Consider the following 13,409-nt stretch of genomic DNA (forward strand, 5'->3'; position numbering starts at 1 on the left):
TTCACAGGTGTCAACTGTGTTTTTTCTTTTATTTAGACAAAAAGAGCGCCATCTTCAAGAGGCGCTCCTTTTCCCGGGAAATGTTATTGATCTGCAGATAGCTTTAAATTGACACCTACAGCAGTTCCATTTCTCGTGGAGTCAGCAACTCCAGTAAATGTCCCTGCTTTTCGATCAATTAGTAAAGCTTGCACGTTCCCTATATCGATAGGTGAACTGCCAAAACGGTGACCCATATCATTTAGCTTTGTTCTCACATCGAGAGGGACACCTACTTCATAGCGGTAAGAAGTTAGGCTGTTAGTATAAATTCTAGGCTCTTCCACCGCATCCTGAAGCTCCATGTCATATTCAAGCAAATTTAGGATCGTCTGTGAAACAGAAGCAATAATAGTGGTTCCTCCAGGTGATCCAACGGTCATAACAGGCTTTCCATCTTTAAAGATGATCGTTGGCGTCATACTTGATAATGGACGTTTATTTGGCTGCACTTCATTGGCACCGCCAGGCCTTGCGTCAAAATCCGTGAGTTCATTATTTAAGAAAAAACCATACTCTGGGACAAGAATCCCTGTACCAAACAACTGTTCAATGGTTGTTGTAAACGACACAACATTTCCCCACTGATCTGCAACAGTAAAATGGGTGGTTTCACCAATGGTTTTATCCTCTGGCTGCGGGACAATTGGGGATGGATTTTTTTCATCCTCATATTTCCACGGATCTCCTTCTTTCGGGTTACGATTCATTTGATCTAATTGAATAAGAGAGGCTCTTTCTGAAATGTAATCATCGTCTAATAGTCCTTTTAGTGGAACATCTACGAATTCGGGGTCACCGGCATATGCAGCACGGTCAGCATAGGAGAGATGCATCGTTTCAGCAAGCAGCTGATATTTTTCGAATGATTTGGGGTCATATTGAGATAGGTTAAAGTGGTCAAGTATTTTGAGTATTTGTAGCATAAACACCCCGCCTGAGCTTGGTGGAGGCATACTTGCAAGCTGGTACCCTTTATAGTCTCCCCAGATTGGCTTTTCAGTCTTGACCTCATAATGACCAATGTCATCTGTTGTCATCGTACCACCAAAATCTTGGACTGTATTGGCAAGTGCCTTTGCTACTTTTCCTTCATAAAACGCCTTGCTTCCTTTTTTCGCAATCAATTTAAATGTTTTTGCAAGACCTGGCTGGACAAGCAGATCTCCTTCTTCGAGAGGCTGATCATCTGGAAGAAAGATTGGCGCTGCAGCCGTTTTTTTCAATTTCTCTTGATGATCATCAATCGCTTTTGCCAGGACCGAATCAATTTCAAATCCATCCTCTGCGAGCTGAATGGAAGGCTTAATCAATTCCTTCATAGAACGAGTACCCCACTTATCTAATGCGGCTTCGAGACCTTTTACTGTCCCAGGAACACCAACCGCATTTCCATGTGTAGAGCGCTCGGCAAATGGAATCACCTTTCCTTCATCTGTTAAAAACATGTCAGGTGTTGCGCCCTGTGGTGCTCGTTCTCTGCTATCGATGATGGATGTTTCTTTTGTCTTCTCATCATAAACCATCATAAATCCTCCGCCGCCAATTCCAGACATCATTGGCTCTGTTACATTCAGTGCGTACTGGATGGCAACAGCAGCATCAACTGCGTTTCCACCTTTTTTCAATACATCGGCACCAACTTCTGATGCGAGCGGATGGGCTGTAGCGACCATGCCATCCTTGCCAACAGCTACTTTATCCCCATGAGTTTCGTTTGCATGGACTTGGCTGACAGGCAGGAAAAACGAGAAAACAAACAGACATATGGACAAAACAGTTAGAGAAATGCGTTTCATAAACAACACCCCTTCCATATTCTTACTTTGACATTACCTACTTCTTAACCAGAATACAATAGATTATTCTAAAATTTCTAAAATTTTCATTCTATCATCCTACATCGATCAAATAAAACATGCTTTTCCAAAACATATGACATATACAAAAAATAGGTATAAAGACATAATACTTTCACCTACTTGACTTAACGGTATAATAAACACATGACAAAGGGGGAAAAATGGTGAACCACAAAAGCCAAATTTTTTGGGAAACGTATTGGAAAGAGACAGCAGAAAAGGCACCAGCGGACACGTCTGTTTCGGCTTGGGCATTTGGTGCAGATCCAGATCACTTACTTGACCTTGTCAAGCAAGGAAAAAAAACAGCCACTTGTTCTGGTCATATTTTTTATGAGAAGGAACAGGAGCCGCTTCCGCAGCGTGGGCAATATGCGATCATTTTGGACAGCCAGGAGGAACCTAAAGCCATCATCGAGATCACGCATGTAGAAGTGATGCCAATGAATGAGGTGCCAGAATCATTTGCTCAAGCAGAAGGTGAAGGCGATCTATCATATGACTATTGGTACAGAGCGCATAAAGAATTCTTCACAGAAGCACTCAAGCCATATGGATTAGATTTTAAAGAAGACATGCTTCTTGTTTGTGAACGTTTTAAGCTGATTCATTCAGCTTCTTAGCCTTTAAGCGGCGCCAAAAACGGCCCGCTTTTTCCGTTTCTTTCACCCTTTCTGAAAAAGGTGTGTTGAGATCACATCTTTAGGTCAGAATAAGATCAAATAGAAAAAGTGAAGAAATTTTCGACTACACCTGTTTTTTTTCGACAAAAGAATATATAATTATTTGATGTGTGCATTGTCTCATTTATACAATGGAGGGTTTTTACATGTTAAAAAGGAAAAAAGACAAGTTTTCCGTCTTGTTAACGGAAATTGCTAAAAATTTAGATGAAACAGCTGAGTATTTTGTTAGCTATAAAGTAACAAATCAAACCACTCTGAAAGAATTTTCTGACACATTGAAGGAATATGAGACAAAAGGTGATACTCATGTTCATACCATGATTAAAGAGCTGAACAAAGCCTTTATTACACCGATTGAACGTGAAGACATTCTTCAATTGACGAATAGTCTCGATGATGTTTTAGATGGAATTGAGCATTTTTCAGCAACGCTAGAAATTTATTCAATCACAAGCTCTGACGAACATATCGACAAATTCAGCCACTACATCAGAGAATGCGCGAAAGAAATATTAATCACAATTGAACTACTGGCTGAAAATCGCTTGAAAGATATTCATCCGCACGCAATCAAGATCAAAGAGATTGAGCATAATTGTGACAATCTTCATCGCAAATCACTAAAGAACTTGTTTGGAAAAGAAACAGACCCAATTAAAGTGATTCAATACAAAGAAATTTACGAAACACTTGAAGAAATCGCTGATTCCTGTCAAAGTGTTGCCAACAATCTAGAAACAATCATTATGAAGAATGCGTAACGGGGTTAGTTAAACATGGACACATTACTCATCCTTACCATATTTATTGTCATTTGTGCACTTGCTTTTGATTTCATTAACGGATTCCACGATACAGCAAATGCCATTGCCACTTCGGTTTCAACAAAGGCGTTAAAGCCTAGACATGCTATTATTATGGCAGCGTTCATGAACTTCTTAGGAGCAATGACATTTACAGGTGTAGCAAAATCCATTACAAAAGACATCGCAGATCCATTTACACTTCAAAACGGTTCTGTTGTCATCTTGGCTGCTTTAATTGCAGCTATCACTTGGAACTTGCTTACTTGGTATTACGGGATTCCGAGTAGTTCTTCCCATGCACTGATCGGTTCAATTGCAGGAGCGGTTATTGCCTCTGCGGGTTTTGGCGCTTTAAACTATTCGGGATTCATTAAAATCATTCAAGCCCTTTTGCTTTCACCTATCCTAGCTTTCGTATTGGGATATATCGTGTATACCATTATCAAATTTATATTCAGAAACAACAATCTTGCAAAAACAAATAAACAATTCCGACGTGTTCAAATTTTAACTGCTGCACTGCAATCTTATACCCATGGAACGAACGATGCGCAAAAAGCGATGGGAATTATTACGATGGCTCTCATCGCAGGTAATTTGCATACAACAGACGACATTCCATTCTGGGTACAATTCTCTTGTGCGCTTGCAATGGGACTTGGTACTTCTATTGGCGGCTGGAAGATTATTAAAACAGTCGGCGGTAAAATCATGAAAATTCGTCCAGTAAACGGGGTATCTGCCGACTTAACTGGTGCAGCTATTATTTTCGGTGCAACGTTTATCCACTTACCTGTTAGTACCACACACGTGATCTCGTCTTCTATTCTAGGCGTAGGCTCTGCGCACAGAGTAAAAGGTGTGAACTGGGGTACAGCAAAACGTATGCTTGTCACTTGGGTCATCACATTACCAATTTCAGGGACTCTAGGTGCTCTCATATACTTTGTGTTAAATACGTTTCTATAAGGGAAAAGGCCTGTCTAGCAGGTCTTTTTTTTATGTAGACAAACTGTCTATTCTAACTAGCAGTTTTTTTCATGAAGCAGGGTTTCCAATCATACCCATAGAAGTAAACAAGTATTCATCTGTCTATGGGAGAGAAGAACATGCTATTATTTTTTCAATTGACCGTATGGTTATTACTAGGTGCGCTTGCTGTGTATGTTTTTGCTGTATGGCGCTTTGAACAAAAAGTAAAAGAAAAGATGTTTGCCATTCGTAAAACGTGGTATTGGATTTATGTAGCTGGTGCTGTTGTTTACTGGACAAATGACCCCTCTTCAATCTTCACCAATTGGATGCACTACTTGATCATTGCCGTTTTTTTCGCATTAACCGATGCATTCATTTTTCTCAGCTCCTATATTAAAAAACTTGGGAATCACGAGCTGGAAACCGACACCCATCAACTCCTTGAACAAAATAACGATCTACTGCATTCTTACCTCAATAAACTAAAAACGTACCAATACCTATTGAAAAACGAACCGATCCATGTATATTATGGAAGTATAGAGGCATATATAGAGGGAATTGAGCGGCTGATTTATTCTTTTGCTGAAAAGATGAATATCCAAGCGGTTCTTTGTCCATATGATACGCAGGAACAAAAAGATGATCTGCTGCGGACACTTGACCAGCGAGCGCTCATTCAGGCAAAGCTTGACAGGCAGGAAGTATATTACGATGATTTTGGCAAAATGGTACTCATCCCGTTTTCAGTAGCAGATGCACATTTTGTCATTAAACTGACCTCTGATGAGATTGTCACTGAGTTCGACTACTTATTAATGACTTCACTTACAACGATTTATGACCTAATCTTGCCTGACGAAGAGGAAGGTGATGAAGATGGACCACGCACTTCAAGGGGATAGCAACAATCGCAAGAAAAACCCTTTTAAGATTTTAAAGAAGAAGCGCCATATTAGTATGGCCGATTACAAGGTAAGCCCCCATACAGAGCGAATTTTCAAAAAGAATGAACAGCTCCTGGATGAGTATAAAAATAAAAAGGCTTGATCACACTAAAGGACGCGGAACGAAATCCGCGTCCTGATTCCTTTTTTACATAGACGTGCATACAATAAACCATACGCTGCAACGATTGAGGTGCCAACATGAAAAAGAAAGTGAAACAAATGAGATATGTTCAGTTTGCTGAATTTCAGCCGTCCCCTTATGTCCGCCAATTAAATGAAAAAAGTGAAGCAGTCATCCAATCATACAAACGTAAGCACTCACTTATTTAACAACTCAAGTAGCTTTTTCTTCGTTTTAGGCCCGTATACCCCATCACTTGTCAGACCATTCACCAGCTGAAAACGCGCTACAGCATTGGCCGTCTTTTCTCCATAAATTCCGTCGACTCCCTTATCTACAGCCGTTTTATCAGGATAAAAATAAACAGCAGCAAGCGCTTTTTGGACGAGACTTACGTGCTCTCCCTTTGTCAGAGGAGATGTCATCTTTAACACTCCATCCGGCAGCTCAAACATGACCTTTCCATCATTTCGATAAATTTTGAGAACCTGTCCAATTTGAATCATGTTCGGATCGCTAATGTTATTCCACTTCTGCAGATCTTGAACAGTGACCCCATGGGCTTTGGCAATGCTCGTTAACGTATCCCCGCTTTTAACCACATACGTTATGACCGTCTCCGGATCACCTGCCGTTTCAATTCCTTTTTTAAATTCATCCCATGAAGATAAAAGCAGACGTGGACATGCTTTTCCAGACCAATGCTGATGCGTAACCACATTTGCAAGTGGAATGTCATGCTCTTTTAATAGCTTTTGAATGAGCCATTGAGCATGTTTGACAGCCTGCTGAAAGTTCCCATCCTCATTTTCACAAATTTCAATTCCAATTGATTTCCGGTTCCCATTCCCATGTCCATCTCCTGCATGCCAGCCATTTTCATTTAAAGGCAAATGCTGAAAGATTTCATGATCATCCACTGTAAAGTGCCAGCTCACCTCTGTCCCTTGGCGTTTCACATATGCCGCATGACTTTTCGCATCAGCTCCTTTTGACGTGTTCGCTGTGTTATGAACAGTTACATACACCGGTGTCATGGCATATCCTGGCCGGTTTCCGTTCCCTACTGGAATAAAATCTCGATAAATTTGCACCATGTTCTGCACTCCCTTTTGCTAAGTTGATTTGTTCTCTCTCATCAATCGGTGGCATTCGTAAGACAAATTTTGTTTGTTTTAGTCATAAGACTATGGTAAAATTTGAATTCAATCCTCCCTTTTGAACCGTGGAGAATGAAAAAATGAAGAAAAAAACAGGAATTAATTCCATTTTTATTGATTTTTATGTTAAAATTGTTAATAACAAGCCGATATATAAAGTAAGCGATAGCTTAATTAGCCAATTAGTCCTATATGGACTTTTCTTTTACACCAAAATAGAACATACGTTTGTATGGAGGTTTTTAAATGACTGGTTTTTTAACCTATTTAGAAGAAGATATTAAGAAATTATACGCTCAACTACAAATAAGCGGTCCTGCTTATTTGGATATGCAAAGGATCGCTTCTGAATTTCATGTATGGGTCCACTACGAGGATACCGGCAGCATGATGATCAAACATCAAGGTCTTTACAGTATTGTTTTAAACAGATCGCTATCATCTGAAGAACAGTGGCAGGATTTTGCCCACGAGCTTTGTCATGTGCTGAAACACGCAGGCAATCATTTCAACATGCACAAGCTCTTTCGAGAACTGCAAGAGTTTCAGGCAAAACAATTCATGTATCACTTTTGTGTCCCGACCTTTTTACTGCTGCAAATGAAGCTTCCAAATCTTCGGCAGCAAGCCATTTTGCAAATTGCCCAAACATTTCACGTCACCTGGTCTTTTGCTGAAAAACGGCTTGCCTTATTCGAACAGCGAAGAGCAGGTATTCGCTTCCAAAAGGAATTTACTTCTTATTTAATGAAAGCGGAAAAGGTTGCGGAAAAAGAAGCCGTTTATCAAACGTAAACGCCTGTACATGACAACAGAGGTTTATTCATAAAGGCGCAATACTTGTTTCAGTACATTTGTGTACCTATAAAATTGTTCATTTTGCGTATCACGCCGATAGCTCCGCCTAAAGTCCTGAAAGAATGCTCTTCTTTGAGCTTGACTGATTTCAATTTGAACGCTTTGCCCTGTCAGACATTGATTATTAATATTATGAGGATGTGTTCCAGAAAAACGATCGGATTCAGATAGCAGCAATGCAGGAAAACCATTCAATGTTAAACGTTCCACCGTTTCGGCAGCTCTTTCTCTATCTGTACCACCCACTAATGATTGAAGCACGTCTGTTTCTGCGTAGCCATGGAGCGCAAACGTATAATGATGTGTACGCACTTGAGAAAGACAAATCGGCTCATCAAAACGTGTGCTTGTAATATGCAGAACATGATTGCCTTTCACTTTAAGGCCCTCAAATAAATACATAGAATAATCACTTGCTAATTCATGGATCAGCTCACTCACGCCCGATTCAATTCCTCCGGCATGTGGCGACAAAACCAGAAGCTGATCCCCTTTCCGCTTGTGAAGAATTTGATAATCAATCCCTTTTCTTTCATGAGCGGAAAGCTCTTCATAATTTTGATACGTATCAATAATTTGCGTCATCCCATCTGCCCCATTTCTCTTTATGAGCATAAGTCTACTGATCTCAAATTCTTTTGTAAAGTGTTTTCGAGCCGTCTATCCATATGAAGACATCCTTAAATTTTCCTTATTTTTTCGGCTTTCTGTTGAATTTTGTGAAAAAATGACCGATAATTGAAATGAATAGAACTTTTGGACTATATGAATCTTTTTATATTCTCTCTCATATATTAGAAATATTGTGATCTACATCTGGAGGAATTCATGTTAAAAAAGAAAACCACCCTCATCCTTATCATCTTATTCATTAGCTTCGCTGGTATCATTTATTGGAAATGCTTCTCTCTTCAAGGCGTGTCTCACGGAACATTCATCCGCTCTACGTCATCACCTGATGGAACATATATCATTAATACCTACCGACATAGTGGAGGCAAACTAAAGGAGAACGCAGTCAGAGCAGAAATTGAAAACAAACTGACCCATCGAAAGAAAACGATTTACTGGAAATACCCTGATAAAGACCCTCTCATCAAATGGAAAAATGCACAGCTTGTTCAAATTGGACACGAATTTTTAAATGTTGTAAAAGGCGAAACATACGATTATCGCTTTGAGAAGAGAAACAGAAAATAACGAGCCATTAAAAAAACGAATCCTCTGTAGATTCGTTTTTTTACGTTTACATCACCTTTTGCATAAAAACTTTCATTTCTTTGCTTACTATAGTCAATCGATCTACAATTTCACTAAACTCTGTGACAAGTAAAGCCTGTTCCGATGATGATCCTTTCATATGATCCATGCTCTCAAGTAATGTATGTATATTAGAGGAAATTCCCTGCAATGAGCTTTCAATATTTTCCGTTGCACGTGAAGTTTCACTTGATAGCTTTTGGACTTCGTTTGCTACGACACTAAAACCTGCTCCTTCTTTTCCTGCTCGGGCTGCTTCAATTGACGCATTCAAACCTAACAAACTCGTTTGTTTTGAGATACCTTTAATCATTTTGGTAATATCTGATGTTTTTTTCGAGCTTTCAAGTGTTTGCTGCGTTTGTAAGGTCATTTCCTCACTTGTAGCAGAGAGTTCCTCTGAATGCGCCGCCACCACATGCACCTTTTCTTGAATGCTTTGAATAATGTCATTCAATGACTCCATATACGCTTCAAGCACCAATTGATTTTTGAGCGGAAAACCTAAAGCGATTGCACCAATAACCTGTTGATTTTCATCAAAAATCGGCAAACCCATTGCATTTAAGGGCGTTCCATACACCGATTCTGGTACAAATGTACTTGAAGTTTCGCCTCTTAACGCTTTTTTCATATTCAGGTCATCTGGTTTAATGCGTTCACCAGCCCGAATTTGAAAATCAACATCCTTCGATGGCAAATACAGCAAGAATTTCTCTCGATCAATGACACCTATTGTCACTTCATTCTTTAAAATCTGCATCATATAAGGTGCAGCTGTCACAATACTATGTAGTATATCCATTTTCCCTACCTCCTTATTGTATTTATCGGTCATTGATCTTAATTTAATAGTTATTTTAAAAAATAAGAATTTTATCGAATATTTTTCTCGTATTTACGATCAAAAAGTATGGTATTCACTTTATATATTCAAAAAAACACGAATTTGCTATAATGAGAGTATCAACATATGATGAAGTGGTCATGTAACCATTTTACTTATTCATTGGAGGCGCATGTTGTGACACAACCCATGAAGTATGAGCAGGCGATCGTCATTGGCGGCGGTATCACCGGAATGCTCGCTGCAAAAATTTTATCAACGTTTTATCATCAAGTGTTTATCATTGAAAGGGACGAACTGCCAGATTCTCCTGCGAATCGTCTCGGCACGCCTCAATCCTTTCATCCACATAGAATGCTACCACTTGGCAAACAAATTGTTGAACGTCTATTTCCTGGTTATACAAAAGAGTTACTGGCAATGGGCGGGTTCAACACGTTGCATCAAACATCTCGATTTATCACAAAAGATGGTGAATTAACGCTCACCGATACTGAAGAAACAGTTGTCACAAGACGTGCCATGCTAGAGTGGGTGCTGATGCAAAGAATGTTAAATGAGGAACGTGTTCATTTTTTAGAAAAGCATGAAGCGATCTCGCTACAGTTTGAGGTAGGGACAAATCGAGTCATCGGTTTACAGGTCAAAGATCGCAGTGTAAAGCCAGGAATCATTGATCTAATGAAAGCAGACTTAGTGATCGATACGTCTGGAAGAATGTCTAAATTGCCAAAATGGCTGAAAAGTGCAGGACGAACCTTGCCACTGGCAGATAAGTTACACGTCTCTCTTGGCTACAGCACAAGATACTACCACATACCACCCGAAGCGCCAAACCTGCAATCAATGGTTGTAGGTGGACAGCCAAATAAACAAATCCCGACAGGACTATTTGAACGAGTCGATCATGATTTAGTAGCTGTTCTTCTCTCAGCAGCAGGCGGCTCACATTATCCAACAACGGACACTGATCAATTTGATTCAGAAACCGCTGCGCTTACCCATCCCGCTATAGCAGAAGCCATCACTCATTTAATTCCCTATACGAAACCAAAAGGATTTAGAGTTCCGGCTTGTGTCAGGAACCACTATGAACAAATGGAAGATTGGCCAAGAGGCTTATTGGTCATGGGTGATGCCCTGTGCACATTAGATCCAATACATGGTCAGGGAATGACAAAGGCAGCTCTTGAGGCACAGACACTTGAGCGTATGCTCAAACAAGCACAAGAAAATGAACGGCTATCTTTTGAAAAGGACACGTTACAACAAATGCAGCACGCGAGTGAACTAGGCTGGTGGCTTTGTGCAATTGCGGATATGGCATGGGAAGGCGTCGAGTTAAAAGGAACCCCCATTCCCCATTTGACATTTGTACAAGAATTTTTAAGTTATTATGTACAATACGCCGTTCAAACAAAACAACCTAAATGCCTTGAAGCGTATCATCGTATGCATTCATTCTTAATAGAACCGAGGGAAATCATTAACTTAGAACAGCTACATGTCATGATTCAAGCTGACACCTCTGGAGAAACCGCCGAATGGTGGAATCAATGGGATCAAAAGAACGATGATGGCAACCGAGCTTTTTTCCATGAAGCGGTCCCTGACTTTCGTCTAGAGCACTTGCTGTCATTAGCTTGAAACAAAAAAAGCCCCTCATTGGGGCTTTTTGATTAACGTAATAATTGAAGTACGTTTTGTGGCTGTTGGTTTGCTTGAGCTAGCATTGCTTGAGAAGCTTGAGAAAGAATGTTGTTCTTTGTGAACTCACTCATTTCTTTTGCCATGTCAACGTCACGAATACGAGACTCAGCAGCTGTTAGGTTTTCAGCAGAAGCGCCAAGGTTGTTGATTGTGTGCTCTAGACGGTTTTGAACCGCACCAAGTGCTGAACGCTGTTTAGACACGGCACCGATTGCTGCGTCAATTTTTGCTACCTCTGTATCAAAATTAAAACCGTCTTCATTCACTTTAATATCTTTTACAGTCAATGTTTCTGCATCCATTTTGCCGATCTGCACGTTAATGTTTTGCTCAATGTTTGCACCAATTTGAAATTGGAATCCATCCTCAACGCTTCCATCCAACAAATTCTTTCCGTTAAATGCTGTACGCTGAGAAATTCCATCAATTTCATCAACCAAAGCAGTGAGTTCTTCTTGAATAGCTGTTAAATCTTCTGTTTGTTGAGTGCCAACGTTACCCGCTTGAACTGTCAACTCACGCATACGTTGAAGTATGGCATGTGTTTCTGTTAATGCACCTTCAGCTGTTTGAATAAGAGAGATACCGTCTTGAGCGTTTTTAGACGCCATTTCTAAGCCGCGGATTTGCCCACGCATTTTTTCAGAGATTGCAAGACCTGCTGCGTCATCTCCTGCACGGTTAATACGAAGACCAGAAGAAAGCTTCTCCATGTTCTTTTGGCTAGCACCGTTGTTAGCAGACAAACGGTTCAGTGTGTTAAGTGCTGCGATATTGTGGTTAATTCTCATATTAAATGACCTCCATGTGTTTGAACCAATTAGACATCCATGTCCAAAAGTTCTAAATTAGAATTTTTTTGTAAGCCTTACAATCCATTTATCGAACTTTAATGGAATATGTTTAACAAAAAAGGAATAAATAAGGAAAAAGTCTCATTCATTATGATCACTTCGCTAGAGTATTCCAAATTTAAAGGTCATTTTCATCATTTATCAAAGGGATTTAAGAATCATATGTCAGGAGAAGGAGAAAAAGCGAAGAAAAAAGAGCATAAAAAAAAAAGCCCCATCAAGGGGCCTTTCATTAACGTAGTAATTGAAGTACGTTTTGTGGCTGTTGGTTCGCTTGTGCAAGCATTGCTTGAGAAGCTTGAGAAAGAATGTTGTTCTTAGTGAACTCACTCATTTCTTTCGCCATGTCAACGTCACGGATACGAGACTCAGCAGCTGTTAAGTTTTCACCAGAAGCACCAAGGTTGTTGATTGTGTGCTCTAGACGGTTTTGGACTGCACCAAGTTTGCCACGCTCTGACGATACTTTATTGATTGCAGCATCTACTTTATCTAATAAAGCATCAGTATTAGCAGCAGTAGCTGTTGTAACAACATAGTCCGCTTTCAGCATATCAAGACCTGTAGCTGCAGTACCCATGTTACCAATATTAACAGTTAATTGTTGAGTTTTGTTAGCACCGATTTGGAAAGTAAATCCATCTGTTGCTGTGCCATCAAGCAATTTCTTACCGTTAAATGCTGTACGATTAGAAATGCCATCTACCTCATCTAAAAGGTTGTCAATCTCATCTTGGATTGCTTTAAGATCTGTAGTTGCATCTTGTGTACCAGTGTTACCTGCTTGAACAGTTAGTTCACGAACACGTTGAAGGATTGAGTGAGTTTCAGTCAATGCACCTTCAGCTGTTTGAATAAGTGAGATACCGTCTTGTGCGTTTTTAGACGCCATTTCTAGTCCACGGATTTGTCCACGCATTTTTTCAGAGATCGCAAGACCTGCTGCGTCATCTCCTGCACGATTGATTTTAAGACCAGAAGAAAGTTTCTCCATGTTCTTTTGGCTAGCAGCGTTGTTTGAAGACAAACGGTTAAGTGTGTTAAGTGCTGCGATATTGTGGTTAATTCTCATTTCCTATTACCTCCATGTATGTGGGACCTGACAGACGTCCTTGTCTGAAAAAAGTCCTTTATTCTAGGGCTTATCAACCCTGACAATTCTATTATCGGACGTGGTTATAGGATGTTTAGCAGATTTTTAAAAAATATCTTGTTTTTTTATGATGTTCATCCTAATTTTAACAATTATGTAAAAATAAAAAACTGCTAATCTATTATCAG

Annotated in this window: 15 protein-coding genes; 9 read left to right on the forward strand and 6 right to left on the reverse strand. The window is 39.8% G+C overall.

The annotated features are described in order from the left end of the window. Nucleotides 1–83 precede the first annotated feature (83 nt). Nucleotides 84–1,838 (reverse strand): gamma-glutamyltransferase, encoded by a 1,755-nt coding sequence (gene ggt, locus IEE86_RS08060; RefSeq protein ID WP_191096742.1) that lies wholly within the window; start codon nucleotides 1,836–1,838, stop codon nucleotides 84–86. Nucleotides 1,839–2,065: 227 nt separating this feature from the next. On the opposite strand from ggt, the gene IEE86_RS08065 reads away from it, so the two are divergent. The 6 genes from IEE86_RS08065 to IEE86_RS19545 all read left to right on the forward strand — a co-directional run bounded on the left by IEE86_RS08065 (nucleotide 2,066) and on the right by IEE86_RS19545 (nucleotide 5,648). Further along, a complete protein-coding gene (locus IEE86_RS08065) occupies nucleotides 2,066–2,524 on the forward strand; it encodes an ASCH domain-containing protein (RefSeq protein ID WP_191096743.1) in 459 nt (152 codons plus the stop codon). A 206-nt stretch (nucleotides 2,525–2,730) separates the two neighbouring features. Next, nucleotides 2,731–3,348: a DUF47 domain-containing protein gene (locus IEE86_RS08070; RefSeq protein WP_191096744.1), complete on the forward strand. Its 618-nt coding sequence runs from the start codon at nucleotides 2,731–2,733 to the stop codon at nucleotides 3,346–3,348. A 15-nt stretch (nucleotides 3,349–3,363) separates the two neighbouring features. Further along, a complete protein-coding gene (locus tag IEE86_RS08075; protein WP_191096745.1) occupies nucleotides 3,364–4,362 on the forward strand; it encodes an inorganic phosphate transporter in 999 nt (332 codons plus the stop codon). A 140-nt stretch (nucleotides 4,363–4,502) separates the two neighbouring features. Next, complete coding sequence (locus IEE86_RS08080; protein ID WP_191096746.1) at nucleotides 4,503–5,273, forward strand: type II toxin-antitoxin system SpoIISA family toxin; 771 nt, start codon at nucleotides 4,503–4,505, stop codon at nucleotides 5,271–5,273. Next, nucleotides 5,248–5,418 (forward strand): type II toxin-antitoxin system SpoIISB family antitoxin, encoded by a 171-nt coding sequence (locus IEE86_RS08085; protein WP_411955689.1) that lies wholly within the window; start codon nucleotides 5,248–5,250, stop codon nucleotides 5,416–5,418. The genes IEE86_RS08080 and IEE86_RS08085 overlap by 26 nt, the downstream gene beginning before the upstream one ends. Nucleotides 5,419–5,516: 98 nt before the next feature. Then, nucleotides 5,517–5,648 (forward strand): hypothetical protein, encoded by a 132-nt coding sequence (locus IEE86_RS19545; RefSeq protein WP_263479575.1) that lies wholly within the window; start codon nucleotides 5,517–5,519, stop codon nucleotides 5,646–5,648. Here IEE86_RS19545 and IEE86_RS08090 read toward each other — a convergent pair. Continuing rightward, nucleotides 5,637–6,536 (reverse strand): N-acetylmuramoyl-L-alanine amidase, encoded by a 900-nt coding sequence (locus tag IEE86_RS08090; protein ID WP_191096748.1) that lies wholly within the window; start codon nucleotides 6,534–6,536, stop codon nucleotides 5,637–5,639. The two genes, IEE86_RS19545 and IEE86_RS08090, sit on opposite strands and share 12 nt — an antisense overlap. Nucleotides 6,537–6,845: 309 nt before the next feature. On the opposite strand from IEE86_RS08090, the gene IEE86_RS08095 reads away from it, so the two are divergent. Beyond that, a complete protein-coding gene (locus tag IEE86_RS08095; RefSeq protein WP_191096749.1) occupies nucleotides 6,846–7,394 on the forward strand; it encodes an ImmA/IrrE family metallo-endopeptidase in 549 nt (182 codons plus the stop codon). 24 nt (nucleotides 7,395–7,418) lie between these two features. Here the strand turns inward: IEE86_RS08095 and IEE86_RS08100 are convergent, their stop codons facing one another. Next, a complete protein-coding gene (locus tag IEE86_RS08100; RefSeq protein WP_191096750.1) occupies nucleotides 7,419–8,042 on the reverse strand; it encodes a poly-gamma-glutamate hydrolase family protein in 624 nt (207 codons plus the stop codon). Nucleotides 8,043–8,285: 243 nt separating this feature from the next. Between IEE86_RS08100 and IEE86_RS08105 the strand changes: the two genes are divergently transcribed. Continuing rightward, entirely contained in the window at nucleotides 8,286–8,657 is a 372-nt protein-coding gene (locus IEE86_RS08105) for a DUF5412 domain-containing protein (protein ID WP_191096751.1), read from the forward strand. A gap of 46 nt (nucleotides 8,658–8,703) precedes the next feature. On the opposite strand, the gene IEE86_RS08110 is transcribed toward IEE86_RS08105, so the two are convergent. Then, on the reverse strand, nucleotides 8,704–9,522 hold the full coding sequence (locus IEE86_RS08110; RefSeq protein ID WP_191096752.1) for a methyl-accepting chemotaxis protein: 819 nt from the start codon (nucleotides 9,520–9,522) through the stop codon (nucleotides 8,704–8,706). Between the two features lie 219 nt (nucleotides 9,523–9,741). Here IEE86_RS08110 and IEE86_RS08115 point away from each other — a divergent pair, with 219 nt between their 5' ends. Further along, nucleotides 9,742–11,211, forward strand: a complete 1,470-nt coding sequence (locus tag IEE86_RS08115) for an NAD(P)/FAD-dependent oxidoreductase (protein WP_191096753.1) — start codon at nucleotides 9,742–9,744, stop codon at nucleotides 11,209–11,211. Between the two features lie 32 nt (nucleotides 11,212–11,243). Here the strand turns inward: IEE86_RS08115 and hag (IEE86_RS08120) are convergent, their stop codons facing one another. Both hag (IEE86_RS08120) and hag (IEE86_RS08125) read right to left on the reverse strand, forming a co-directional pair. Then, nucleotides 11,244–12,065: a flagellin Hag gene (hag, locus tag IEE86_RS08120; RefSeq protein ID WP_191096754.1), complete on the reverse strand. Its 822-nt coding sequence runs from the start codon at nucleotides 12,063–12,065 to the stop codon at nucleotides 11,244–11,246. A gap of 295 nt (nucleotides 12,066–12,360) precedes the next feature. Beyond that, nucleotides 12,361–13,200, reverse strand: coding sequence for a flagellin Hag (gene hag, locus IEE86_RS08125; protein WP_191096755.1), 840 nt, complete (start codon nucleotides 13,198–13,200; stop codon nucleotides 12,361–12,363). Nucleotides 13,201–13,409 lie beyond the last annotated feature (209 nt).

This window comes from Bacillus crepusculi, assembly GCF_014764715.1.
Taxonomy (GTDB): Bacteria; Bacillota; Bacilli; order Bacillales; family Bacillaceae; genus Bacillus.

Bases quoted from the DNA above. Each gene is read 5' to 3' on its own strand.
- IEE86_RS08090 (WP_191096748.1), bottom strand. From the start codon at position 6,536: ATGGTGCAAATTTATCGAGATTTTATTCCAGTAGGGAACGGAAACCGG.
- hag (WP_191096754.1), bottom strand. From the start codon at position 12,065: ATGAGAATTAACCACAATATCGCAGCACTTAACACACTGAACCGTTTG.
- IEE86_RS08075 (WP_191096745.1), top strand. From the start codon at position 3,364: ATGGACACATTACTCATCCTTACCATATTTATTGTCATTTGTGCACTT.
- IEE86_RS08080 (WP_191096746.1), top strand. From the start codon at position 4,503: ATGCTATTATTTTTTCAATTGACCGTATGGTTATTACTAGGTGCGCTT.
- IEE86_RS19545 (WP_263479575.1), top strand. From the start codon at position 5,517: ATGAAAAAGAAAGTGAAACAAATGAGATATGTTCAGTTTGCTGAATTT.
- IEE86_RS08105 (WP_191096751.1), top strand. From the start codon at position 8,286: ATGTTAAAAAAGAAAACCACCCTCATCCTTATCATCTTATTCATTAGC.
- IEE86_RS08070 (WP_191096744.1), top strand. From the start codon at position 2,731: ATGTTAAAAAGGAAAAAAGACAAGTTTTCCGTCTTGTTAACGGAAATT.
- IEE86_RS08100 (WP_191096750.1), bottom strand. From the start codon at position 8,042: ATGACGCAAATTATTGATACGTATCAAAATTATGAAGAGCTTTCCGCT.
- ggt (WP_191096742.1), bottom strand. From the start codon at position 1,838: ATGAAACGCATTTCTCTAACTGTTTTGTCCATATGTCTGTTTGTTTTC.
- hag (WP_191096755.1), bottom strand. From the start codon at position 13,200: ATGAGAATTAACCACAATATCGCAGCACTTAACACACTTAACCGTTTG.
- IEE86_RS08095 (WP_191096749.1), top strand. From the start codon at position 6,846: ATGACTGGTTTTTTAACCTATTTAGAAGAAGATATTAAGAAATTATAC.
- IEE86_RS08110 (WP_191096752.1), bottom strand. From the start codon at position 9,522: ATGGATATACTACATAGTATTGTGACAGCTGCACCTTATATGATGCAG.
- IEE86_RS08085 (WP_411955689.1), top strand. From the start codon at position 5,248: ATGGACCACGCACTTCAAGGGGATAGCAACAATCGCAAGAAAAACCCT.